This is a genomic window from Brachybacterium vulturis (assembly GCF_043641765.1).
GTDB lineage: Bacteria > Actinomycetota > Actinomycetes > Actinomycetales > Dermabacteraceae > Brachybacterium > Brachybacterium vulturis_A.
Map to the genome: position 1 here is coordinate 117,030 of NZ_JBHZRO010000005.1, position 22,899 is coordinate 139,928.

Here is a 22,899-nt window from a genome sequence, read left to right on the forward strand (position 1 = left end):
CGGCGGGCCTGCACAACGGAGGCAGCATGAGCGAGAACTCCCCGGCCCCCGTCGGGAGCGACCGCCGCACCGGCACCGCATCCGTCGGGACCGTCCGGCTCACCGTCGCCCAGGCGCTGGTGCGGTTCCTGACCGTCCAGTACGCCGAGCGGGACGGGAGCCGGGAACGCTTCATCCCGGGCACCTTCGGCATCTTCGGCCACGGGAACGTCGCCGGCCTCGGCCAGGCGCTGCTGCAGAACGCGCAGGATCCGGCCGACGGCGAAGCGCCGATGCCCTTCCACATGGCCCGCAACGAGCAGAACATGGTGCACACGGCCGTCGCCTATGCGCGCACGAAGAACCGCCTGCAGGCCTTCGCCTGCACCGCCTCGATCGGCCCGGGCTCCACGAACATGCTCACCGGCGCCGCGCTGGCGACCGTGGACCGCATCCCGGTGCTGCTGCTGCCCAGCGACATCTTCGCCACCCGCACCGTGGACCCGGTGCTCCAGCAGCTGGAGTGCGAGACCGCCGGCGACGTCTCCGTCAACGACGCCTTCCGGCCCGTCTCGCGCTTTTTCGACCGCATCTCCCGCCCCGAGCAGCTGATCCCGGCGGCCCTCCAGGCGATGCGGGTGCTCACCGATCCGGCCGAGACCGGCGCGGTGACCCTCTCGCTGCCGCAGGACGTGCAGGCCGAGGCCTTCGACTGGCCGCTGGAGTTCTTCCGCGAGCGCACCTGGCACGTGGCCCGCCCCGTCCCCGAGCCCGCCGCCCTCGAGCGCGCCGCCGAGGTCATCCGCTCCGCGAGGAAGCCCGTGCTGATCGCCGGCGGCGGCGCGATCTACTCCGAGGCGAGCACGGCCCTGGAGGCCTTCACGGATGCGACCTCGATCCCGGTGCTGGACACCCAGGCCGGCAAGGGGGCGCTCAGCGCCGACCATCCGCTGTGCATCGGCGGCGTCGGCGCGACCGGCAACAACGCCGCCAACGAGCTGGCGGCCGAGGCCGACGTGGTGATCGGCGTGGGCACCCGCTACACGGACTTCACCACCGGTTCCCACACCGCCTTCCGCCACCCCGAGGTGCGGTTCGTGAACCTCAACGTGAAAGCCTTCGACGCCGCCAAGCACTCCGCGAGCATGGTCGTCAGCGACGCCCGCGCCGGCCTGGACGCCCTGCGCGAGGCGCTCGCGGGCCACCGGGCACCAGCCGAGCATGCCGAGCACGCCCGTGCGCTGCGCACGCAGTGGGAGACGCTCATCGAGCCCTGCTTCGCCCCGCACGATCAGGAGCTGCCGGCCCAGACCGAGATCTTCGGCGCGCTGAACGAGCTGATGGGCGATGAGGACATCGTCATCAACGCCGCCGGGTCCATGCCCGGTGACCTGCAGGCGCTGTGGAAGGCCCGCTCGCCGCTGCAGTACCACCTCGAGTACGGCTACTCGTGCATGGGCTACGAGCTGCCGGCCTCGCTCGGCGCGAAGCTGGCCTCCCCCGGCTCCGAGGTGGTCGCGATCATCGGTGACGGCACCTTCCAGATGGCCCCGCAGGAGATCGCGACGATCGTCGCCGAGCGGGTGAAGGTGATCCTGGTGATCCTGCAGAACCACGGCTGGTCCTCGATCGGCTCGCTGTCCGAATCTCACGGCAGCCAGCGCTTCGGCACGAAGTACCGCATGCGCGACGAGGACTCCGGCCTGCTGGACGGCGGGCTGGTGCCGCTGGACATCCCGGCGAACATCCGCTCCTACGGCATCGAGGTGCAGGAGGTCTCGGACACCGCGGCCTTCCGGGAGGCGTACCGCCGCGCGGCGGCCTCCGCCGAGGCGACCGCGATCGTGGTGAACACGAACCTGTACGGCCCGAACCCTCCCGGCAACAGCTGGTGGGACGTGCCGGTCTCGGAGGTCTCCACCCTCGAGTCCACGCAGAGCGCCCGCACCGCCTACGAGAGCCGGCGGTCCTCGCAGCATCACTACCTCTGAGCCGCCCCTCGATCGCCCGGCCCCCTGGCCTGCCGGCTCCGCGGCCGTACCTCAGCCGGCCGGATCTCCGGCAGCACGCACGACAGCACCTTTCGACCGACCCGCAAGGAGAGCACCCATGGGATACGACGTCCAGCACTGGATCGACGGCCACGAAGAGACCGGCGGCGGCTCCACCCAGCCGATCATGGACCCCGCCACCGGCGCCGAGATCGGCACCCTGCACCTGGGCGATGAGTCCACGGCGGACCGCGCCGTGCAGGTCGCCGCGGCCGCGCAGAAGGAGTGGGCGAAGGTCTCGCTGGCCCGTCGCACGCAGATCCTCTACCGCATGCGCGAGCTGATGATCGAGCACACGGGCGAGATCGCCCAGGTGATCTCCCGCGAGCACGGCAAGACCATCGGTGACGCGACGGGGGAGATCGCCCGCGGGCTGGAGACCCTCGAGTTCGCCACCGCCATCACCCAGGACCTCAAGGGCGGGTTCTCCCAGAACGTCTCCACCGGGGTCGACGCCCATACCCTGCGCCAGCCGCTCGGCGTGACCGTCGGGATCACCCCGTTCAACTTCCCGGCCATGGTGCCCTTCTGGATGCACCCGGTCGCGATCGCGACCGGCAACGCGTTCATCCTCAAACCCTCCGAGCGCGACCCGTCGGCCTCGAACATCGTCGCCCGGCTCTACCAGGAGGCGGGCCTGCCGGACGGCGTCTTCCAGGTGGTCCATGGCGGCAAGACCGTGGTCGACGCGCTGTCCAGCCACGAGGGCGTCTCCGCGGTGTCCTTCGTGGGCTCCACCCCGATCGCCCAGCACGTCCACCGCGTCGCCTCCGCGGCCGGAAAGCGGGTCCAGGCGCTCGGCGGCGCGAACAACCACGCCGTGGTGATGCCGGATGCGAGCATCGAGTTCGCCGCCTCGCAGGTCGCCTCCGGCGCCTTCGGCTCTGCCGGCGAGCGCTGCATGGCCGTCCCGGTCGCGGTCACCGTGGGCGACGCCCATGAGGCCTTCATGACGGCGATCAGGGCCGAGGCTACGAGGCTCGTGGTGGGCCCGGGCGATGATCCGAAGACGGACATGCCGCCGGTGATCACCCCCGAGGCCCGCGAGCGCGTGATCCGGATGACCGACGAGGCCGAGCAGGCCGGCGCCACCATCGTGGTGGACGGCCGTGGACTGGTCGTGGACGGCCACGAGAACGGCAACTTCGTGGGCCCGACCGTCATCACCGATCTTGCCGCCGATCACCCCACCTACACCGAGGAGGTCTTCGGACCGGTGCTGGTGGTCATGCACGTGAACAACTTCGACGAAGCGATCGAGCTGGTCAACGCCTCACCCTTCGGCAACGGCACCGCGATCTTCACCGATTCCGGCCACTACGCGCGCCGCTTCGAGGACGAGATCCAGGTGGGCATGATCGGCATCAACGTGCCGATCCCGACCCCGGTGGGCTACTACTCCTTCGGCGGCTGGAACGACTCGCTGTTCGGCGAGCACCACGCCCACGGCCCCGAGGGCGTCAGCTTCTACACCCGCCAGAAGGCCGTCACCACCCGCTGGCCCGCCCAGAACGAGAGCGTCGAGAGCTCGATGAGCTTCCCGACCCACGACTGACCACGCCGTCCGGCGCCGCGCGTCCTCGGGGAGGGTCACGCCGACGGGCGCCGCGCGTCCTCGGGGATTGTCAGGATCCGAACCAGTTCTCACCCCGAAATGGTTCGGAACCTGACGATCCCCGTCGGCCACGGGGCAGCGCTCCCCGCCAGCCCCGGGGGCAGCGCCCGGTGCCGTCCCTCAGTTCGCCAGACTCTTGAAGGAGCACAGATATGACCACCACCGCCGGATCCCCGGACTCGACCGCCCGCATCGACCGCTCCCGCAACCCCGATGCCCCGTTCGACAAGCTCACCGTCGGGGTGTGCCCCGACCAGTGGGGCGTGTGGTTCCCCGAGGACGAGCAGCAGATCCCCTGGCGCACCGCGCTCGGCGAGATGGCCGAGGCCGGCTTCTCCGTGATGGAGACCGGCCCCTGGGGATACTTCCCGCAGGACGCGAAGCAGCTGCAGTCCGTCATGGACGAGCACGGCTTCCGGGTCGTCGCCGGCACCGGCTGGGGCATCCTGCACAAGGAGGAGGCCTGGCCGGAGACCGAGCGGACCTTCCGCGCGATCGCCGAGACCCATGCGGCCGTCGGCGCGGAGTACATGGTGCATCTGCCGCCGATGTACCGCGACGAGAAGACCTGGGAGTTCACGGATGACCGCGAGCTCACCGGCGAGGCGTGGAAGCGGTACGTCACCCACGCCAACGAGCTGGGCCGGATCATGAAGGACGACTACGGGCTCACGATGGTGCTGCACCCCCACGGGGACAGCCACATCGAGACCCCCGAGGAGATCGCCCGCGTCTTCGAGGCGACCGACCCCGAGCTGGTCTCGTTCTGCCTGGACACCGGGCACATCATCTACGGCGGCGGTGACCCGGTGCAGATGATCGAGGAGTACCCCGAGCGGATCGGCTACGTGCACATCAAGGCCTTCGACCCGGACCTCACGCGCGAGGCCCATGAGAAGGACTGGCCCTTCGGGGAGGCCGTGGCCAAGGGCGCCTCGGTGTGCCCGCCGAAGGGGCTGCCGGACATGCGGGAGCTGGTCACGAAGCTCACCACCCTGGACCGGGAGCTCTACGTGATCTGCGAGCAGGACCTCTACCCCTGCGATCCGGGCCTGCCGCTGCCCAATGCGATCGCCACCCGCGAGTTCCTGGCCGAGTGCGGCCTGGGCGTGAAGTGAGCAGCGGGCGCAGTGCCGGGCCGATCCACTCCGCGCCGGCTGCCCGCGAGATCGGCATCGGCCTGGTGGGCCTGGGCTGGATGGGGCGCCTGCACGCCTCCTCCTACCCGCGCCTGCCCTCCCGCTTCCCCGAGCTCGGGATCCGTCCCCGTCTGGTGGTGGCCGCGGATCCGGTCCCGGAGAACCAGGAGGCCGCGGTGGAGCAGTTCGGGTTCGAGCGGGCGGTGGCGAGCATCGAGGAGGTGCTCGCCGACCCCGAGGTCGAGGCGGTCTCGATCTGCGCGCCGAACGTCCTGCACCGCGACGTCGCGGTCGCCGCGGCCCGGGCCGGGAAGCCCTTCTGGATCGAGAAGCCGATGGGCGTCTCCGCCGCGCAGTCCCGCGAGATCCACGACGCCGCGGCCGCCGCCCGGGGCGGGTCCGGGGTCGCGACCGCCGTCGGCTTCAACTACCGCCACGCCCCGGCCGTCGCCCATCTGCGCACGATGATCGCCGAGGGGCGGCTGGGCCGGATCACGAACGTGCGCTGCTGGCTGATCGCCGACTACGCCTCCTCCCCCGACGGCCCGCTGACCTGGCGGTACGACCGGGACAAGGGCGGCAGCGGCGTGATCGGAGACCTCCTCTCGCACGGTGCGGACCTGGTCCAGCACGTCACCGGGCAGCGCCTGACCGAGGTCACCGCCACCTCCGACACCTTCATCACCGAACGCCCGATCCCCACGAAGGTCGGGGTGGGCCACGGCGGCTTCGAGATCGGTGAGGAGCGCGGCCCGGTCCAGAACGAGGACTGGGTGGCAGCGCTCGGCGCCCTCTCCGGTGGTGCGCACGCCACCCTCGAGTCCTCCCGGGTGGCGTGCGGTCACCGCAGCGACTACGCGCTGGAGGTGTTCGGCACCGAGGGCTCGGCCCGCTGGTCCTTCACCCGGATGAACGAGTTCGAGGTGATGATCGGCCAGGGCGGCACCGAGCACGGCTACACCACCGTCCTGGCCGCTGCTGGCCATGGCGACTACGCCCGCTTCCAACCCGGCCCCGGCATCCCCATGAGCTTCGACGACCTCAAGACCATCGAGGCCGCGGCGTTCCTCTCCGACGTCGCCCATGGCACGCGCCTCGCCCCGAGCGCGGCCGACGGGCTCAGCGCGGCAGAGATCTGCGAGGCGGTGGTGCGGTCGGCCTCATCGCGAGCCTGGGAGAGCGTGCCGCAGAGCTGAGGTACATGGCGCCTCGGAGCCCCCACCCAGGTGGCCCGGGGAGTTCGAGACGCTCCATCACCTCGAGGTCCTCGCCGTCAGGGCAGAGCGAGCAGCGCCTGTACGGCGGCGTGGTCGGAGGGGAAGCGACCCTCGTCGCCGCTGGAGACGTTGATCGCCGCGCGCACCGTGGTGATGTCCTCCGAGGCGAGGATCCAGTCGATGCGTTCACCGTCCTCGACGGGTGCCCCATAATCGGGGAAGGTACCCCAGGCCGGGGTGAGCCGCGCTTCCGCGGTGTCCCAGGTGTCGACGGTCGGTCCGTCGGTGACCAGAGTGGTGTACGCACCGGAGCCGTGGGCGGCCGCGTTGAAGTCTCCGGTGACGATGGCGGGCAGCGAGTCTCCGGCGAGGAGGTCGGTCAGGGCCCGGGCGCTCCTGCGCCGGGCGGACTCGGACTCGTGGTCGAAATGGGTGTTCAGCACGGTCAGCTCACGATGCGTGGCGATATCGCGCAGCTGGACCCGGACCACGATGCGGGGGACGGTGTGACCCCAGGTCGTCGAGCCGATCATCCCCGGTGTGTCCGAGAGCCAGAACTGGTCCCAGGAGAGCGCCTCGAAGCGCTCTGCGTCATAGAAGATCGCGGCATGCTCGCCGTGGCTGCCGCCCTCGCGGCCGTAGCCGATGCGGCGATGACCCGGCAGAGCCTCCTCGATCGCGGAGAGCTGGCCGTACAGGGCCTCCTGGACACCCAGCACCGTGGGCTGTTCACGCGCGAGCAGACCGATGAGCGCCGGCCGACGCTCCGGCCAATGGTCGGCGTCCCCGGGCCGGGTGCCCTCACCACCGGAGCGGTCACAGCGGATGTTGAGGCTCATCACGTGAACCAGTTCGGCGGTCGTGGGTCCGATCAGGATCGGCGAGGGTCGGGACATGAGCTGCTCCTGGGTGAGGTCGGGGGCGGGGTCACAGTCGGCCGTGCAGTGCGCCGAGCGAGGTGATCACGCAGTCGGCCGGCAAGGTCGGGTCCCCGCAGCCGATGACCGCCGCGCCGGCGGCACGGGCTGCGGCGACACCCGCCCGGGAGTCCTCGAGGACGACGGTCCGGGCCGGGTCCGCGCCCAGCAGTTCCGCGGCCCGGAGAAAACCCTCCGGGTCAGGCTTGCCCCGGCGGACGTCCTCGATCGTCACCAGCACGTCGATCATCGCTCCGAGCGGGCCGGCCGCGAGGACCGGCGCGATCATGGCGCGCAGGGTGCCGGTGGCGATCGCCGGCCTCAGCCCGAGGTCGTGGAGGGCGCGGACGACCTCGACGTGGGACCCGGGGATGCGGGGCCGTTCGCGGCAGTGCCGGCCGTACTCCCCGGCGACCGCGTCCAGCAGCCCGTCCCGGCGCCCGGTGACGGCGCGTGCCCGGAGCAGGTGCTCGGCGATGTCGATCTCGCTGAGCCCCAACAGGTCCGCGTACTCCGTGGGCCCGAGGGGTGGCAGGCCGAGGTGCTCGAGGGCGGCGCCGTAGCAGGGCTCGAGCAGGTCCTCGTCGAGGCTCAGGGTGCCGTTGAAGTCGAGCAGGACGGCCTCGGCGTCCCGGAGCAGGGCGACGGCGTGCGCCACGCCGGAGCCCTCACCACTCATGGGTCAGATCCCTGGTGGGGCCGACGGAGGGGATGTCTCGCTGCACCCCGACCTCGTGCCCGGCGTCCCAGCTGCCGCGGGTGACACCGATCAGCTCCAGCAGCAGGGGGGCGACGTCCTCGCTGTGCAGGGCAGGAACCCCTGCGGCCCGCTGCCTCGTCCATGCCTGGGAGCCGTCCGGTCCCACCCGGTGCAGGAGCAGGAACGAACGGCGCACATCCTCCTCGTCCTCCCCGTGGCCGCCCTCGGGCTTGTGCCCGTGGTCCGTGACGACGGCGATCAGCCATTCCTCGCCCAGCTGCTCGTAGCGCTCGCTGACCGCCTTGACCAGGTATCGCACATGCTCGTCGACCGCGGTGATCGCCGCCCGGTACTGCGAGGAGGCGGCTCCATGGGCATGACCGGCCTCGTCGGCCCCCTCGAAGTAGACGAAGGCCGCATCGGGCCCTTCATGGTTGAGCACCCAGGCGGCTCGGGTGCGCACCTGCACGTCCGCGCTGGCGCAGCCGCGCGAGAAGTCCGTGGCGGCCATCAGCTGGTGCTGCCCGCCCAGCTGCTGGTCGACCCTCTGGTGGATCACCGGCCCCGCGCTCCCGGCCGCGACCAGCGCATCCCAGGTCGAGGCGGCGAAGGTGCGGGCCGACGGGTCGGCGAAGAACACCTGTGAGAGCAGGTCCGGGGTGCGGGCGAGCCGGTGGCCGACGAACTCGTTCCACCACACGTTGTTCTGCTCGTGCGTGGTGCCCGTGAGGAGGGAGGCCCAGCCGGGCCCGGAGTCGGTGGGCGGGGTCATCCAGACCGGCAGCACGGCGCCGCCCTTGAGCAGACGCGCCAGGGTGGGCGCCGCCGGGGCATCGCCCGGTGCGGGCATCTGCGGTGGGTCGGCGGGACGGGGTTCCGCGGCGAAGCGCGGGTCCGCGGGTCCGTCCGGACGGTCGAAGCCCTCGTGCAGGGCGAGTGCGGTGGGGAGGGCGACGTCGATGCGCACGCCGTCCAGGCCGATCAGCAGGAGTTTCATGAGACGACCTCCGGGGTCAGACGCAGCGAGAGGATCTGGAAGGGGTGCAGGGCGAGGGGGATGCCCGTCCCCTCGGCGAGAGCTCCGGGGTGCAGATCCACCTGTGGATGCTCGAGGGGCTCGTCCAGGGGGTCGACCTCCCGCGCCCGCCGCACGGCGAATCCGGGACGGAGGGTGGTGCGCGTGCGGACGCCGCGCCCCTCGTAGAGGCGCACGATCACGTCCCCGGAGCCGTCGTGGGCCGGGAGCACCGCCTCGACATGCACGCCCGGATCCTCGATCAGGGCCAGGGTGCAGGCTCGTGCAGGCGCTGTGGTGACGCGCAGCGGCTGGCTCAGGGCGTAGCCGGCATGCGCCGCCGCGACGGGATCGGGGTCGACCAGCAGCGAGTACCGCAGACGGCGTCGGCTGCGGTCCGCGCGCGGGTCGGGCCAGTTCGGGCTCCGCATGAGGCTCAGCCGCACCAGGGTGCCGGTTCCGTCGTCCCCGTACCAGGGCATCGCGTCGTAGCCGTAGGTGGAGTCGGTGACCAGCGCCGCCCCCTCGCCGGGCCCGGCGGCGAGCACCCAGCGGTGCATCACCGTCTCGAATCTCGCGAACTCCCAGGAGGTGTTCTCGTGCAGTTCCCGGGCGACGTGCCCGAACTGGGTCTCGGCGAGCGTGCGCTCCGCCCGGACGGCGAGAGGGAATGCGGCCTTGAGCAGCGTCTCCCGTTCGTGCCAGTCCACATCGAGGGAAACGTCGATCTGCGGCCGCTCCGCATCCAGGCTGATCGTCATGGTCGCAGGCGACTCCCCGAGGACCCGCTGGACGCGGACGCTCGCGCGCAGCGGGCCGTCCTCGAGGACCTGGAGGGCCGGCACCTGCGCGGGGACGAGCGCGCGGCGGTTCCCGCGGTAGTGGCGATCGATGTCCCATGCGTCGAACTCGTTGGGGACGTCCTCGAACAGCTGGAGCTCGTTGCCGCGGGCTCCTGGGGCGAGGACCTCGCGGTCGTGCTCCCGGTCGTGGATGCGGCGCAGGGCGCCGTCGGGGTCGATGTGGACCTCGAGGCGGGAGTTGCGCAGGATCGCGCCGCCGGCGCCGTCCTCGGCGGCGGTCGCGTGGTCCCGCGGTGTGGCGATCACCTGCTCGAGCGGGGTGAGCGAGGAGGCGGGCACCTCCACCAGCTGGGTGGTCCCGCCGAGCTCGATCACCTCGCGGCGCGGGTGAGGGCCGGGGTTCAGCAGCCCGACCGCCTCGGGGCCGACGGCGGCGAGCAGCGCCAGGCCCTCCTCGGTGAGTCTCGCGGTCTCGCGGAGGATCTCCGCATGGTCGGCCCGCGCGTCCCGGTGGACCCACGCGATCGAGCTGCCGGGGAGGATGTCGTGGAACTGCAGCAGCAGGGTCCGCTTCCAGAGGGCGTCGACCGCGGACCGGTCCAGCGCGCCGAGCCCGTCCAGGCCCACCATCGTCCAGACCAGTTCGAGCTCGCGCAGGGAGTGCTCGGCACGGCGGTTGCCCTGCTTCATCTCCAGCTGCGAGGTGAAGATGCCACGGTGGAACTCGAGGTAGAGCTCCCCACGGTAGGTCGGCGCCGCCTCGGCGTACTCCGCCCGTGCGGCGTCGAAGAACGCATCGGGGTCGCCCATGCGCAGCCGCGGCGAGCCCTCGAGGTCCTCCCGCCGGCGGGCCCGTTCGAGCATGTCCGCGGTGGGGCCCCCGCCGCCGTCGCCGTAGCCGAACGGGATCACCTGATGGCTCGCCCGTCCCTTCTCGTGGAAGGTGCGCTCGGCATGGGCGATCTCGTCTGCCGTGAGCATCGAGTCGTAGCATTCCACCGGCGGGAAATGGGTGAACAGACGCGTCCCGTCGAGCCCCTCCCACCAGAAGGTGGAGTGCGGGTGCTGGTTGGTGCGGTTCCAGGAGATCTTCTGGGTCAGGAAGCCGTCCATCCCGAGCTGGCGTGCGATCTGCGGCAGCGCGGCGGAGTACCCGAAGGAGTCCGGCAGCCACAGCGTGCGCGAGCGGATCCCGAACTCGGACTCGAAGTATCGGGTGCCGTAGATGAACTGGCGCAGGAGCGCCTCCCCGCCGGGCATCGTCGCATCGGACTCGACCCACATGCCGCCGGCCGGGAACCACCGTCCGTCGGCGATGGCCGAGCGCACCCGCTCGAAGACGTCCGGCTGGTGCTCCTGGAGCCATTCGTACTGCTGGGCGCTGGTGGCGGTGAAGGTGAGCTCCGGGTACTCCTGCATCAGCGCTGTGACGTTGGAGAAGGTCCGCGCCACCTTCCGGACGGTTTCCCTGACCGGCCACAGCCAGGCGGAGTCGATGTGGGCGTGTCCGATCGTGGTGATCCGCAGCGCCGAGGCGGCGGCGGGGGCGGCCAGGGCCGGGGCGAGCACCTCGCGGGCCGCGGCGGCGGTGCCGGGGACATCGTGGAGGTCGAGAGCATCGATCGCGTCGTCGAGGGCGCTGAGGATCCGGGCCCGGCGGACCGAGTCCTGTCCCAGCTCGCCGGCGAGCCCACGCAGCACGTCGACATCGTGCCAGAGCCCCCAGACGGTCTGGTCGCGCACCACCCAGCGGGCGCTGCGGAGCCAGTAGAGCGGGTCCTGCGGAGCGGTGAGACGGTCCCCGAGCTCGGTCGGCTCTGTCCCGCGCTCCATCATGTCGGGGTTCGCCGCGGCCTCGAGGTGGAACCGGACCTCGTCCCCGGCAGTCGCGCGCACGATCACCGAGCGGTTGCGGGAGTTGACGGCCTTCAACGGTGCCATGGCGGCATCGAAGAGGAGGCCCTCGCACTGATTGCCGGGCCAGTCGTCCTTGAAGCCGAGGTCGACCTCGAGGCGCAGCACGTCGTCCTGCCCGACGGCGGGGACGATGCCCTCGAGTCGGAACCACGTGGTGGACCAGGGCGCGCCCCAGGGGTTGGGCAGCGTGACGGGGACGTGGTCCTGGGCAGGGACCACACCGGGCGGGACCGGTTCGCCGTCGCCCGGCACCACCCAGGAGCTCACGGAGAGCGGGCCGAGGTCGCGCTGGAGCGCAGGGAAGATGCGCTCGCGCTGGGCTCTGTCGACGCGTGCGAGGATCCGGGTGTCGTCCTGGAACACGGTGGCCTCCTGGTCAGCGCAGGGCGACGAGCTCGGGGAACTCGGCGCGAGAGAGTTCGAACGCGCGCCGGGCGACGCCGACGCCGTCGACCAGCGGGTGCAGGGCGAGCGCCTCGATCGCGAGGTCGCGGCGCGACTCCGTCACCGCGCGGATGACGGTGCGCTCGACGTGCTTGACGGTCTGCACCAGCCCGCGGGCGTGCGCGGGCAGCGGGGAGACGGGGAGCGGTCGCGGTCCCGCGGCGTCCACCAGGCAGGGCACCTCGATCACCGCGTCCTCCGGGAGGTGCTCCAGGGTGCCTCGGTTGGCGACGTTGAGCACCAGCTGTGCCGGACGATCATGCGCGATGGCATGCATGATCGCGAGGGCCACCCGGTCGTAGCCGCCGGCCTCGAGGTCCTCCTCGTCGCGCTCGGCCACCCCGGCCGCCTCGCGGTTCGACGCCATGTAGGTCTCCTCACGACGCTGGCGCGTGCGCTCCCACAGCAGAGCCGCCTCCGCGGGCACGATTCCGTCGGCGGCTCGATAGAAGCCGTCCTGCTGCTGCTCCAGGAAGACGCCGCGGGTGGCCTCGCTGCGTCCGTCGGCTTCCACCGTCTCGCGCGCGAAGTAGTAGTAGTGGAGGTACTCATTGGGGATGCTTCCCAGGGTCCGCAGCCACTCAGCGCCGAACAGCCTCCCCTCCTCGAAGCTCTCGAGGAGGTCGGGACGCTCGAGCAGTCGGGGCAGCACGTCCTCGCCGCGCACCTGCAGACCCTGCAGCCAGCCGAGATGGTTGAGGCCGACGTAGTCGAGCCTCACGTCCCCGCCGCCGACGCCGACGTCACGGGTCGTGCCCGCCGGGACATGACCCGCGGCCTCCAGGCTTCCGAGCACCCGCCGGGCGAGCCCGATCGGAGAGTCGCAGATCCCGATCACCCGGTCGCCCAAGATCTCCCGACTGGCCTCGGTGATGATCCCGGCCGGGTTGGTGAAGTTGATGAGCCATGCCTCGGGGTTCACCTCGGCCAGGGTGCGTGCGATGTCCAGCGCAACCGGCAGTCCGCGCAAGGCATAGCTGATGCCGCCGAAACCGGTGGTCTCTTGTCCGAGGATCCCCAGCTCGCGCGCGATCCTCTCGTCTGCAGCACGTCCCTTGGTGCCCCCCACACGGATGGCGGAGAACACGAAGTCGGCACCCCGCACGGCGTCAGCGAGCTCGGAGCAGAGCACGACCCGCGGCGCATCGGGTACGGCCTCGGCCATCGCGACGAGGATCTTCTCCATCGCAGCCAGGCGCGCCCCGTCGGTGTCGTGCAGGCGCACCTGGGTGACGCGGCCGTCGGTGCGATCGGCCAGCAGGGTGCGGAAGACCAGGGGGACGCGGAAGCCGCCTCCCCCGAGCAGGGCGAGGATCATGGGATGAGGACCTCCGTCGAAGCGGCGGCGCAGAGGCGCGCGAGCGCCGTGGGCAGGGGGCGGTCGATGACGAGCCGGTTCACGGACGCCAGCTCGAGGGCGGTGTACGCACCGATCCCGGGGATCTTCGAGGAGTCGGCGAGCACGGTGGTCTCGCCGCTGCACTCGGCGGCGGCCTGCTTGATGACGGCCTGTCGGGCATCATTGTCGCGGACGACGCCGAGGTCGGTGATACCGGCACAGCCCAGGAAAGCGCGGTCGATGTGGAGTTCGCGAAGCTCCTGCTGAACGCTGCGTCCCTGCGTGCAGCGGTACTCGCGGTTGTACTCGCCGCCGAGGACCACGAGGTTGCCGCGCTGCGAAGCGGACAGCACATCCACCACGCCGAGAGAATTGGTGACCACGGTCAGCGGGCGACCCACCAGACAGCCGGCCAGCTCGTAGGTGGTGGTGCCGACGTCCAGGAAGAGGGTCTCGCCATCCGCCACCAGCGCGGCGGCCGCGCGGGCGAGAGTCCGCTTGACGGCGGAGTTCCTGGCCAACACTTCGTGGAACAGCTCGTCGACCTCCGGGGGCTCCGCGGCGGGCAGGGTCTCCTCCGGCACGGCACCGGGCGCGGGATCCTCCTCATCCTCGTGCTCCGGAAGCCTCGCGCCTCCGTGGACGCGCTCGACGCGCCCCTCGGCGACCAGATCATCGAGGTCCCGCCGGGCGGTCGCCCCGGAGACGCCGAGGATGTCGACAATCTCGTGGGTGGAGACGACCTTCTGCTCGTGCAGCATGGATTCGATCGCATCGAGGCGGGCAACTCTGATCACACGGAACACGGTATCCCCGCCCACCCCTCAAAGCAACACTTCCGCTCATTCGTGATCACCTAAGACCACAGGCAACAGTTCAGGTCCAGTTCAGGTCCCATTAACTGATCACCCTTGACCATCCGTAATCATCTGCGCACAATAGGCGTCATCTTCTCGGGTCACAGTGGTGTGGCACGAGCCGACGAGGAACGGAATCCGGATGCACCCCTCACCGACCCGGACAGCGGCCAGGCACCTCCCAGCCGCGCCGCCGAGCGTCGACCTGCTCGCGGTAGGCCAGCTCTTCCTCGACGTGCTCTACGGGGTGCTCCCCGCGGCACCGAGCCCCGGCCAGGAGGTCTTCACCGACAGAGCCGCGCTCCTGCCCGGGGGGATAGCGAACTTCGCCGCGGCCGGCTCGGCGCTCGGGGCCCGCACCGCCATCGCCGCCCGCATCGGCAACGGCCCCATCAGCCGGATCACCCGCGCGCTGCTCGAGGACTCCGGCATCGACACCACGCGCCTGCTGGTCGACCCCGGTTGGGATCTCCAGATCACCTCGGCCCTCCCCTACGCAGGTGATCGGGCCCTGGTCACCGGCGGGTCCGCTCCCGCGATCGCAGCGGCCGCAGCCCCCGACCCACACGGCGCCGCCTCCATTGCCCTGCATCTGGGGCCGGAGGAGATGCCCTGGCTCGCCGCCTCCGACGCCCGGATCTGGGCTGACGTCGGCTGGGATGCGAGCGGAGCCTGGGACCCCGGCCTGCTGCGTCACCTCGAGCACTGCGAGGGCTTCCTCCCCAATGCCGACGAGGCGATGGCCTATACCCGGACCGACTCCCCCTCGGCCGCCGCGCATCGTCTCGCCGAGAGGGTGCCGATCGTCGTCGTCACCCGCGGGGCCGAGGGTGCGCTCGGGATCGACGCCCGGTCGGGGCTCGAGGTCGACGTGGGTGCGCCAGCGCTCGGCCCGGTGGACCCCACCGGTGCCGGCGACACCTTCGGCGCTGCCCTGATCGTGCTCCTCGATCGGGGGCTGGGCTTCCGTGATGCGCTGGAGGCTGCGTGCCTTGCCGCCTCCGCTCGGGCTGCGGGGCTGGCCGGCCCGGGCATCACCCCGGGCCCGTCACAGCTGGCGGCTCTCGCCCGGCAGCACCGGCTGGGATGCACCGGAGCCCTCGAGGCGCTCGCCGCAACGTTCGTATCCGACGACTGACCTTCCTCACCTCCCAATAAACCTGCTGCAACAGTCTCGAAGGAGAGTTCCATGATCCGTACCCCACTCACCCGCCGCACTGCCCTGGGCCTGGGCGCCGCTACCGGCTCACTCACCCTGCTCTCCGCCTGCTCGACCAGCACCGGCGGGGGCGCCACCGGCGAGGGGGCCACGTTGTGGTACTGGCCGGAGGGCTTCGCGGACGAGATCGTCGAGGACATCCGCACCACCTTCCCCGACGCCGACTTCGAGCAGACCATCCAGGGCGGCGACTTCAAACAGAAGCTCCAGACCACTTTGCAGGCGGGCTCCGGGCTGCCGAACCTCACCGGAATCAAGGGCGAGGACATCGCACACTTCGCCGAGGTCCCCGACTTCTTCGTCGACCTCAACACCCTGGGTGCCGAGGAGCACAAAGTCGACTACGTCGCCTGGAAGTGGGAGCAGGCGACGACCCAGGACGGTCGTCAGCTGGGCATCCCGATCGACATCGGACCGACCGCCCTGTTCTACCGCTTCGACATCTTCGAGCAGCACGGGCTCCCGTCCACCCCGGAGGATCTCGCTGCGGCCGTGCGCGAGTGGGAGTCGCTGTTCGATCTCGGAAAGCAGCTCAACGCTGCCGATCCCGACACCTACATCATCCGCAACCTCTCCGCGGTCTTCGACATCGCCTGGCGCCAGTCCGGTTCGGCCTTCATCGACCAGGACGGTGTCTTCATCGGCGCTGACGAGCACATCCGCAAGGCCTGGGACCTCTCGATCACCGCTCATGATGCCGGGATCAACGCCGCGCTCGAGTCGAACACGCCCGACGTCGCCGCGGCGGTCGCGGCCGGGAAGCTCCCCGCGGACTTCGGAGCCTCCTGGCACCTGGCGGACCTGATCGTCGACGCCCCCGACACCTCCGGCCAGTGGCATGTGTGCGAGCATCCCGGGGACGCCACCAACCTCGGCGGTTCGTTCCTCGGGATCCCCGCCGGCTCCGAGAATCACGAGCAGTCCTTCGAGATCATCCTGCGCCTGCTGAATGCCGAGAACCTCGCCATCGAGTACACCCACTCGGGAAACTTCCCCGCGAACACCGGGGCCTGGGGCTCGCCGGAGCTGAGCGGTGAGGTCGAGTTCCTGGGCGGCCAGGTGGCGGCGGAGGTCTTCGCGCGAGCCGCCGAGTACGTGCGACCCCTCTATGAGGACGCTCGGGACGGCATCGTCAACGGGCCCTACTACGCAGAGCTCGCCCTCGTCGAGGCCAGCGGCAAGGACCCGGAGACGGCCTGGAAGGATGCGGTCTCCGAGGCCGAGCGGCTGGCGGAGCAGAACGGCGTCACGGTCTCCTGACGATGTCCACCTCGCTCACCCAGAAGCTCACCGCCACCGACGCCCCGCCTGCGCCCGGCCCACGCGGGCGGGGGCAGGAGCGACGCACGGACCCGGACACCATCACCCTCGGTTCTCGCCGCGCCCGTCCCGCGTACGTGGCGCTGGCACCGTACTTCCTGCTCTTCGCCACATTCAGCGCACTTCCCATCGGGTTCACCATGTTCCTCGCCTTCACCGACTGGCGCGGGATCGGCGAGTGGAACATGGTGGGCCTGACGAACTTCGGCTATCTGCTCGAGGACCCGCTGTTCTGGAAAGCACTGAGCAACACGCTCATCCTCTGGGTGATGGCGACGGTCCCGTGCCTCACACTCGCGACCCTGGTGGCCCTGGGGCTGAACTCCGCAGTGCGCTTCTCGACCGTCTACCGAGTCGCCTACCTGGTCCCGAACATCACCTCGCTGGTGGCGATGGGCATCCTGTTCAGCTCGATCTTCTCCTCGAACTTCGGCATCATGAACGCGCTGCTGAACTCCGCCGGGCTGGAGTCCGTGCGATGGCTGCAGTCGGAATGGGGCATCAAGGTTGCGATCTCCACCCTCACGGCCTGGAGTTTCGTCGGCTACAACGCGATGATCATCCTCGCCGGCCTGCAGTCGGTGGAGAAGCAGGTCTACGAGGCCGCACAGCTCGATGGAGCGGGTCCGGTGAGAACCTTCTTCACCATCACCCTGCCCATGCTGCGGCCGATCATCATGTTCATCACGATCATGTCGACCATCGGTTCGCTGCAGAGCTTCACCGAGGCGCAGGTGATGACGTCCTCACAGGGCGGCGGATCCGCGAGCGCCGGTGGGGTCGGCAATTCCGGGCTGACGCTGGTGCTGTACTTCTACTCGGTAGCCTTCCAGGAGAACCGCTACGGGTACGGCGCGACCATCGCGTGGGGCGTGATGGTCATCGTCATCCTCTTCACGCTCATCAACTGGTTCGCCACGAGGGAGCGTTCTCGATGACCACCACGACCCCTCCCGACCCCGCTCCTGCCACCGGTCCCGTCACCGAGGTGACGTCTTCCCGACCGCGCCGACGCCGACCCCCTGCTCGTCGCACCGCCGGCCGCCTGCTGCGCCATCTGCTGCTGTCAGCCGGTGCGCTGGTCTCGTTCTTCCCGTTCTACTGGATGTTCGTGCTGTCCACGCACCGCTCGGCCGCCATCTACGAGTTCCCGCCACCGTTGCTGCCCGGCAACAGGTTCCGGGAGAACTTCGAAGCGGTGATGAGCACGATCAACGTGTGGGCCGCCATGGCGAACACGTTCCTGGTCGCGACCACGGTGACGTTCTTCGTCCTGCTCATCGACTCGCTCGCCGCCTTCGCGTTCGCAAAGTTCAGCTTTCCCGGCAAGCGGATCCTCTTCCTGGTGGTGATGCTGACGTTCCTGCTGCCCTCACAGCTGGCCACCATCCCGCAGTTCGTCATCATGACCGAGCTCGGATGGGTGGGCGAGCTCAAGGCCGTCATCGTGCCGTCCCTGGCAGGAGCCTTCGGGGTGTTCTGGCTGCGGCAGTTCTTCCAGAACTCGGTGCGAGTCGAGCTGGTCGAGGCAGCCACGATCGACGGCTGCGGGTTCTTCCGCCAGTACCTGCACGTGGCACTGCCCTCAGCCCGTCCGGCGCTCGCGTTCCTGGGGATCTTCACCTTCATCGGCTCGTGGAACGACTTCATGTGGCCACTGATCGTGCTGAACGACCCCAGTCGTCTGACGCTCCAAGTGGCGCTGTCCCAGCTGCAGACCACCCATGGCACGGACTACGGGATGCTGATGATGAGCGCCCTGATCGCCGTGGTCCCGCTGATCATCGTTTTCTTCATCGGTGCGAAGCAGTTCATCGACGGGATCACCGAGGGCGCGCTGAAGTAGGAGACGTCGAAGCGCTCAGTCCCGATGGAGTGGCGCGTGGCCGATCGGCTCTCGTCGACACCACGTGGAATGCTTCATCGCCGCCGACATCAACCGGTGACGCCGGCACCCTTGGCGGTCCCTGATCGCGATGCGCACCCTCATCACGCGCCCGAGGAACCTTCGGCCGATGCCCAGTCCCTCGCGATAGCCTTTCAGCACGCCCAGGACGAGGCGTCTGCACGACGCCGGGCTCGGTGGCAGCAACGCACCTGCCCAGCATCTCCACGCAGAGGCCCTCGTCACCGTCTCGGGGAGGACTGCGGGAACCAGTGAGCGCACAGCACGATCCGTCGGCCGAGCAGCCGACCAGCGGGACCAACCGGTTCCCGGATCCTTTCGCGCCCGCACCCACGACGCCGGCAAGCGCCGCTGCCCCGACCTCCTCCCCCGGCGACCAGGACCTGCCGTGGAAGGCGACCGCCGAGCGCCGCGACCTGTGGGGCCCGCTCCAGCAGCCGCTGCAGGGCACGGTCCGGCCCCCGACCTCGAAGGCCGTCGGCCGGCCGCGGCGCTCGCCGCTGGTGCGCTTCGGCGCGCCGGTGCTGCTGGGCGGGCTCGCCGCGGTGCTCACCCTCGTGGTCGGGCTCGGCACCGGGCTGGCCGGTCCGCTGCTGGCCCTCGCCGCGGCGGCCGGCGTCGGGGTGGTGACCCTCGGCGGCAGCGGCGCCCTCCTGAACGCTCCGCGTCGTGACCGGGCTGAGCGCCCCGTGCTGGACGCCTCGGTGCCGGACCGCACCCGCGCCGTGCTCTCGACGATCCTGGAGGCCGATGCCACCACTCGCGAGCAGATCGGAACGCTGCGCCCGCAGGCGAGCAGCACCCCGTCGGCCGCGACCGTGCTGGAGGACGTCGAGGCCCTGGTGACTCGGATCGAGGCACTGGTCGCCACCGAGCAGCTGCAGTCGCTGCGGCCCTCGGCCGGTGAGGTGACGATGCTCGAGGGGATCGCCTGCCGCTACGTGCCCGATCTGGTCGGGGCCGCGAGCGACACCCTCGGCTTCCTGCAGACCTTCGAGGGCTCCGCGCGGCAGGAGGCGCTGGAGAACCTCGAGAGCATCGGCCGGCAGCTCAGCGTGCTGTCCGAGGGGGTCGAGCAGATCGAGGCCGACCTGGTCGGCGGCGTCTCCCGCTCCCTCGAGGTGCACGCCGAGTTCCTGCGCGCCCGCTTCGCCGACCAGCACCTGAACCCGATCATCGACGTGTAGCCGCGCCCAGCATCTCCCCGACCCTCCCTGAACTCCCCTGAACATTCCCACCTGACACCGCCCAGGAGGCACTGATGAACAAGCTCGAGCCCCCCACACCCGACCAGGAGATCACCCCGGCCGAGCCGGTCGCACCGCTCGAGGACGACCAGGCCGGCGACATGCTCCCGGAGCTGCCCCCCGAGCAGCAGCAGGAGCTCGAGCAGCGCGCCGACGCCTGGGTCGAGCAGGTCGCCCAGCTGAACCCCCACTCCCAGGAGTACACCGCCCAGGTCAACGCGCTCGGCGCGGTCGCCCGGCGCACCTTCGAGCGCACCAGCCAGACCTCCTCCCGCTTCATGGAGCAGTCGCTGCGGGAGTCCAAGGAGAAGGGCACTGCGCAGGAGTCGGTCGCGCAGTCCCTCTCCGAGCTGCGCACCACCATGGAGGATCTCGCTCCGAAGGACGAGACCTTCGCCGAGAAGGCGCTGAGCTGGCTGCCGGGCCGCAACGTCGCCAAGCGCTACTTCCGCGGCTTCGAGTCCAATCAGGACCAGCTCGACCAGGTGCTGGGCGCGCTCAGCCGCGGCCAGGAGATGCTGCAGAAGGACAACGCCGAGCTGTCGGTGGAGCGTCGGGCGCTGTGGGAGGATCTCGCCTCCCTGAAGAAGGCCTCCTACCTGCTGAGCCTGCTCGATGACCGGGCGGTGCGCCGGGCCGAGCAGACCCGCGCCGAGGGGAAGGCCGCCGAGGCCGATGCGCTGGAGCGGGACGTGCTGTTCGCCGTGCGGCAGCGGCGCCAGGACGTGGCCACCCAGATCGCGGTCACCGTCCAGGCCTACCTGTCGATGGGGCTCATCGAGGACAACAACACCAAGCTCCAGCAGGGGGTGGAGCGGGCACGGACCACCACCGTCACCGCGTTGCGCACCGCGGTGATCACCGCCCAGGCGCTGGAGAACCAGAAGATCGTGCTGGACCAGATCGACGCGGTCAACCGCACCACCGACAACCTCATCTCCCGCACCTCGCAGATGCTGGCGGACAACTCGGTGAAGATCCAGGAGCAGGCCGCGACCTCGGGCGTCTCCGAGGAGACGCTGCAGAAGGCCTTCGAGAACCTGTTCACCACGATGGACGGGATCGATGCCTTCCGCACCCAGGCCAACCAGAACTTCCTCACCACGGTGACGAACCTGGAGCAGCAGGTCCAGCGTGCCCAGCCCTACCTGGAGCGGATGCAGAACGAGCAGCCCGAGCACGAGCAGATCGAGCAGGCCAGTGCGATGGACCTGCTCGAGATCGAGGACCGGCGATGAGCACCTCTCCCGCCCCGACGACGGCCGGGGTGCCCTGATGGCCTCCGCGGTCACCGATCGGGCGATCAGCGCGATCAAGCAGATGGTGGTGGACGGGACGCTGAAGCCCGGCGACCGGCTCCCCACCGAGGCCGAGCTGTCCGAACGGATCGGGGTCTCCCGCAACTCGCTGCGTGAAGCGGTCAAGGCGCTGTCCGTGATCCGGGTGCTCGATGTGCGCCAGGGTGATGGCACCTATGTGACGGCCCTCGAGCCGGAGCAGCTGCTGGAGTCCCTCGCCTTCGTGCTGGACCTCCACCAGGACTCCAGCTATGTAGAGATCATCGAGATCCGGCGTCTGCTGGAGCCGGCCGCGGTCGAGCAGGCGTGCCCGCACCTGACCGATGACGATTTCGCGAAGCTCGAGCAGACGATGGCTGACCTCGACGACAGCTCCACCATCGAGGAGCTGGTCGAGGCGGATATCGCCTTCCACCACCTGATCAACGACCGCTGCCCCAACGACTACCTCAGCTCGCTGCTGGACAGCCTCGCGAGCTCCACCGCCCGGGCCCGGGTGTGGCGCGGGCTGACCGACGACTCCGCGGTCGAGCGCACCCTGGCCGAGCACCGCCGGATCCTGGACGCGCTGGCGGCCCGCCGCCCGGACCTCGCCCGCACCTATGCGGCGGCGCATGTCGCCGGCGTGGAGTCCTGGCTGCTGCAGAAGGGTGAGCCGCCGGCCGGGTGAGCCCTACGAGACGTCCGGCCACCCTGTGGTCAGGTATGCCTCGACAGCCCGGTGACGGAATGTGTAGGGCTTGCCGCGCCGGATGATGCCGCGGATCGAGTCCAGTCGCTGCGACGTGGGCCCGGCGGCAGACCCTCGCTCCAGACCCATGCTCGTCGCGATCGCCGTGAGTGTCCGCTCCTTCGGATCCAAGGCCGCCATCTCCTCGAGGAACTCGCGTTCACGTCGAGGGAGCCGAGCGAGAATGCGTTCGACATGCGCGGTCGCCTCGGAGCGGGCCACCTCCCAGCCAGCGATCACCTGCGCGCGGGTGATCAGATCGCCGGTGCCGGCGTACCAGGCCTGCTGGCCGGCGAGCTGGAACAGGAACGGTTCCCCACGGGACAGGTCGACGATCGCCGCCTGCGCAGCGGGCTCCATGAAGATCCGTGTGGTCCCGGTCATGTCGTCGGGGATCTCCCATCCGTCGACGATGAACGGCTGGAGCGCACTCGTGAGGTCGTCGTCGTCGATCGGTCCGAGGGTCGTCGTCTGGAACCTTCTGGCGAACGTGGCTCCCGTGCGGGCACCGGCCATGTCGGCGAATTCCGGCAGTCCGGTGAGGTAGACGGCGATCGGCAGGGCGCGCTGGATGACCACTCCGCCCGGCACCGCGACCGCCTCCTCGAAGGTCAATGCGTCTCCCAGGGCGATGAGCAGCTGAGACAAAGCCTCCTCGGAGGCGATGTTCTGCATCTCGTCGATGTGGATCAGCGCGATGACGTCCCCGCGCTTCATCGCGGCGCGACCGATCTCGACCAGCAGCTCGGTGAGGGTCGTGTACGGTTCCGGCCCGGGCTGGTCGCGCAGTGTGAGGGAGACGCCTACGGCTGCGACCATCTCGACACGCCCGAGGAGCTGGCTGATGCTCCTCTCGCGTGCAGTCGGCAGCCCCGCCTGGCGGGCGACCTCGAGCAGAGCCTGGGCCACCTTCTTCAATGGGTCAGCCCCGGACGGGATGCGCAGCTGAGGCGTCACCCAGTCGCCCCGGGCAGTGGCATCAGCGGCAATTCGGCGCACGAGGGAGGATTTTCCTAGGCCCGCTTCGCCGAGGATCGTTCGACCTCGCTCCGGCAGACCGGCGAGCCGTCGCGGACGCAGCACATCGCGCCAGTCGCTGAGCTGAGCGGTGCGACCGGCCCACACCTGCGGGACCGTGTCGGACCCAGGGCTGAACGGCGAGTCAAGAGGCGTACGCATGCTGATA

Annotated in this window: 18 protein-coding genes; 11 read left to right on the forward strand and 7 right to left on the reverse strand. The window is 70.2% G+C overall.

Annotated elements, in window-relative coordinates:
- Positions 1–26: 26 nt before the first annotated feature.
- The 4 genes from iolD (at position 27) to ACHUEU_RS05555 (ending at position 5,980) form a co-directional block, all read left to right on the forward strand.
- The gene (iolD, locus tag ACHUEU_RS05540) at positions 27–1,970 is read left to right on the forward strand and encodes a 3D-(3,5/4)-trihydroxycyclohexane-1,2-dione acylhydrolase (decyclizing) (protein WP_394214903.1); all 1,944 of its coding nucleotides are present in this window, start codon (positions 27–29) and stop codon (positions 1,968–1,970) included.
- Between the two features lie 118 nt (positions 1,971–2,088).
- Entirely contained in the window at positions 2,089–3,585 is a 1,497-nt protein-coding gene (locus tag ACHUEU_RS05545; RefSeq protein ID WP_394214904.1) for a CoA-acylating methylmalonate-semialdehyde dehydrogenase, read from the forward strand.
- 212 nt (positions 3,586–3,797) lie between these two features.
- Positions 3,798–4,763 (forward strand): TIM barrel protein, encoded by a 966-nt coding sequence (locus ACHUEU_RS05550; RefSeq protein WP_394214905.1) that lies wholly within the window; start codon positions 3,798–3,800, stop codon positions 4,761–4,763.
- Positions 4,760–5,980, forward strand: coding sequence for a Gfo/Idh/MocA family protein (locus ACHUEU_RS05555; protein WP_394214906.1), 1,221 nt, complete (start codon positions 4,760–4,762; stop codon positions 5,978–5,980). Before ACHUEU_RS05550 ends, ACHUEU_RS05555 begins: the two co-directional genes overlap by 4 nt.
- A gap of 77 nt (positions 5,981–6,057) precedes the next feature.
- On the opposite strand, the gene ACHUEU_RS05560 is transcribed toward ACHUEU_RS05555, so the two are convergent.
- The 6 genes from ACHUEU_RS05560 to ACHUEU_RS05585 are packed head-to-tail and all read right to left on the reverse strand — an operon-like array spanning position 6,058 to position 13,933.
- A complete protein-coding gene (locus tag ACHUEU_RS05560; protein ID WP_394214907.1) occupies positions 6,058–6,897 on the reverse strand; it encodes an endonuclease/exonuclease/phosphatase family protein in 840 nt (279 codons plus the stop codon).
- 31 nt (positions 6,898–6,928) lie between these two features.
- Positions 6,929–7,597 (reverse strand): HAD family hydrolase, encoded by a 669-nt coding sequence (locus ACHUEU_RS05565; RefSeq protein ID WP_394214908.1) that lies wholly within the window; start codon positions 7,595–7,597, stop codon positions 6,929–6,931.
- Complete coding sequence (locus tag ACHUEU_RS05570; RefSeq protein WP_394214909.1) at positions 7,587–8,615, reverse strand: alkaline phosphatase family protein; 1,029 nt, start codon at positions 8,613–8,615, stop codon at positions 7,587–7,589. Before ACHUEU_RS05570 ends, ACHUEU_RS05565 begins: the two co-directional genes overlap by 11 nt.
- A complete protein-coding gene (locus ACHUEU_RS05575; protein ID WP_394214910.1) occupies positions 8,612–11,716 on the reverse strand; it encodes an alpha-mannosidase in 3,105 nt (1,034 codons plus the stop codon). The genes ACHUEU_RS05570 and ACHUEU_RS05575 overlap by 4 nt, the downstream gene beginning before the upstream one ends.
- A 13-nt stretch (positions 11,717–11,729) precedes the next feature.
- Positions 11,730–13,115 carry a family 4 glycosyl hydrolase gene (locus ACHUEU_RS05580; RefSeq protein WP_394214911.1) on the reverse strand — a complete coding sequence of 462 codons (1,386 nt, stop codon included), beginning with the start codon at positions 13,113–13,115 and terminating at the stop codon, positions 11,730–11,732.
- The gene (locus tag ACHUEU_RS05585) at positions 13,112–13,933 is read right to left on the reverse strand and encodes a DeoR/GlpR family DNA-binding transcription regulator (RefSeq protein ID WP_394214912.1); all 822 of its coding nucleotides are present in this window, start codon (positions 13,931–13,933) and stop codon (positions 13,112–13,114) included. The genes ACHUEU_RS05580 and ACHUEU_RS05585 overlap by 4 nt, the downstream gene beginning before the upstream one ends.
- A gap of 202 nt (positions 13,934–14,135) precedes the next feature.
- On the opposite strand from ACHUEU_RS05585, the gene ACHUEU_RS05590 reads away from it, so the two are divergent.
- The 7 genes from ACHUEU_RS05590 (at position 14,136) to ACHUEU_RS05620 (ending at position 21,653) form a co-directional block, all read left to right on the forward strand.
- Positions 14,136–15,131: a carbohydrate kinase family protein gene (locus ACHUEU_RS05590; RefSeq protein ID WP_394214913.1), complete on the forward strand. Its 996-nt coding sequence runs from the start codon at positions 14,136–14,138 to the stop codon at positions 15,129–15,131.
- Positions 15,132–15,182: 51 nt separating this feature from the next.
- On the forward strand, positions 15,183–16,472 hold the full coding sequence (locus tag ACHUEU_RS05595) for an extracellular solute-binding protein (RefSeq protein WP_394214914.1): 1,290 nt from the start codon (positions 15,183–15,185) through the stop codon (positions 16,470–16,472).
- A gap of 2 nt (positions 16,473–16,474) precedes the next feature.
- Positions 16,475–17,470: a carbohydrate ABC transporter permease gene (locus ACHUEU_RS05600; RefSeq protein ID WP_394214915.1), complete on the forward strand. Its 996-nt coding sequence runs from the start codon at positions 16,475–16,477 to the stop codon at positions 17,468–17,470.
- Positions 17,467–18,378: a carbohydrate ABC transporter permease gene (locus tag ACHUEU_RS05605; RefSeq protein WP_394214916.1), complete on the forward strand. Its 912-nt coding sequence runs from the start codon at positions 17,467–17,469 to the stop codon at positions 18,376–18,378. Before ACHUEU_RS05600 ends, ACHUEU_RS05605 begins: the two co-directional genes overlap by 4 nt.
- A 311-nt stretch (positions 18,379–18,689) precedes the next feature.
- Complete coding sequence (locus tag ACHUEU_RS05610; protein ID WP_394214917.1) at positions 18,690–19,625, forward strand: hypothetical protein; 936 nt, start codon at positions 18,690–18,692, stop codon at positions 19,623–19,625.
- A gap of 74 nt (positions 19,626–19,699) precedes the next feature.
- The gene (locus ACHUEU_RS05615) at positions 19,700–20,923 is read left to right on the forward strand and encodes a toxic anion resistance protein (protein WP_394214918.1); all 1,224 of its coding nucleotides are present in this window, start codon (positions 19,700–19,702) and stop codon (positions 20,921–20,923) included.
- 37 nt (positions 20,924–20,960) lie between these two features.
- On the forward strand, positions 20,961–21,653 hold the full coding sequence (locus ACHUEU_RS05620) for a FadR/GntR family transcriptional regulator (protein ID WP_394214919.1): 693 nt from the start codon (positions 20,961–20,963) through the stop codon (positions 21,651–21,653).
- Positions 21,654–21,656: 3 nt separating this feature from the next.
- On the opposite strand, the gene ACHUEU_RS05625 is transcribed toward ACHUEU_RS05620, so the two are convergent.
- Positions 21,657–22,892, reverse strand: a complete 1,236-nt coding sequence (locus ACHUEU_RS05625; protein ID WP_394214920.1) for an ATP-binding protein — start codon at positions 22,890–22,892, stop codon at positions 21,657–21,659.
- Between the last annotated feature and the right edge of the window lie 7 nt (positions 22,893–22,899).

What these genes read in the sequence shown, in the direction of transcription:
- iolD (WP_394214903.1), top strand. Translation starts at nt 27, where the DNA reads ATGAGCGAGAACTCCCCGGCCCCCGTCGGGAGCGACCGCCGCACCGGC.
- ACHUEU_RS05545 (WP_394214904.1), top strand. Translation starts at nt 2,089, where the DNA reads ATGGGATACGACGTCCAGCACTGGATCGACGGCCACGAAGAGACCGGC.
- ACHUEU_RS05550 (WP_394214905.1), top strand. Translation starts at nt 3,798, where the DNA reads ATGACCACCACCGCCGGATCCCCGGACTCGACCGCCCGCATCGACCGC.
- ACHUEU_RS05560 (WP_394214907.1), bottom strand. Translation starts at nt 6,897, where the DNA reads ATGTCCCGACCCTCGCCGATCCTGATCGGACCCACGACCGCCGAACTG.
- ACHUEU_RS05565 (WP_394214908.1), bottom strand. Translation starts at nt 7,597, where the DNA reads ATGAGTGGTGAGGGCTCCGGCGTGGCGCACGCCGTCGCCCTGCTCCGG.
- ACHUEU_RS05570 (WP_394214909.1), bottom strand. Translation starts at nt 8,615, where the DNA reads ATGAAACTCCTGCTGATCGGCCTGGACGGCGTGCGCATCGACGTCGCC.
- ACHUEU_RS05580 (WP_394214911.1), bottom strand. Translation starts at nt 13,115, where the DNA reads ATGATCCTCGCCCTGCTCGGGGGAGGCGGCTTCCGCGTCCCCCTGGTC.
- ACHUEU_RS05590 (WP_394214913.1), top strand. Translation starts at nt 14,136, where the DNA reads ATGCACCCCTCACCGACCCGGACAGCGGCCAGGCACCTCCCAGCCGCG.
- ACHUEU_RS05595 (WP_394214914.1), top strand. Translation starts at nt 15,183, where the DNA reads ATGATCCGTACCCCACTCACCCGCCGCACTGCCCTGGGCCTGGGCGCC.
- ACHUEU_RS05600 (WP_394214915.1), top strand. Translation starts at nt 16,475, where the DNA reads ATGTCCACCTCGCTCACCCAGAAGCTCACCGCCACCGACGCCCCGCCT.
- ACHUEU_RS05605 (WP_394214916.1), top strand. Translation starts at nt 17,467, where the DNA reads ATGACCACCACGACCCCTCCCGACCCCGCTCCTGCCACCGGTCCCGTC.
- ACHUEU_RS05615 (WP_394214918.1), top strand. Translation starts at nt 19,700, where the DNA reads ATGAACAAGCTCGAGCCCCCCACACCCGACCAGGAGATCACCCCGGCC.
- ACHUEU_RS05620 (WP_394214919.1), top strand. Translation starts at nt 20,961, where the DNA reads ATGGCCTCCGCGGTCACCGATCGGGCGATCAGCGCGATCAAGCAGATG.
- ACHUEU_RS05625 (WP_394214920.1), bottom strand. Translation starts at nt 22,892, where the DNA reads ATGCGTACGCCTCTTGACTCGCCGTTCAGCCCTGGGTCCGACACGGTC.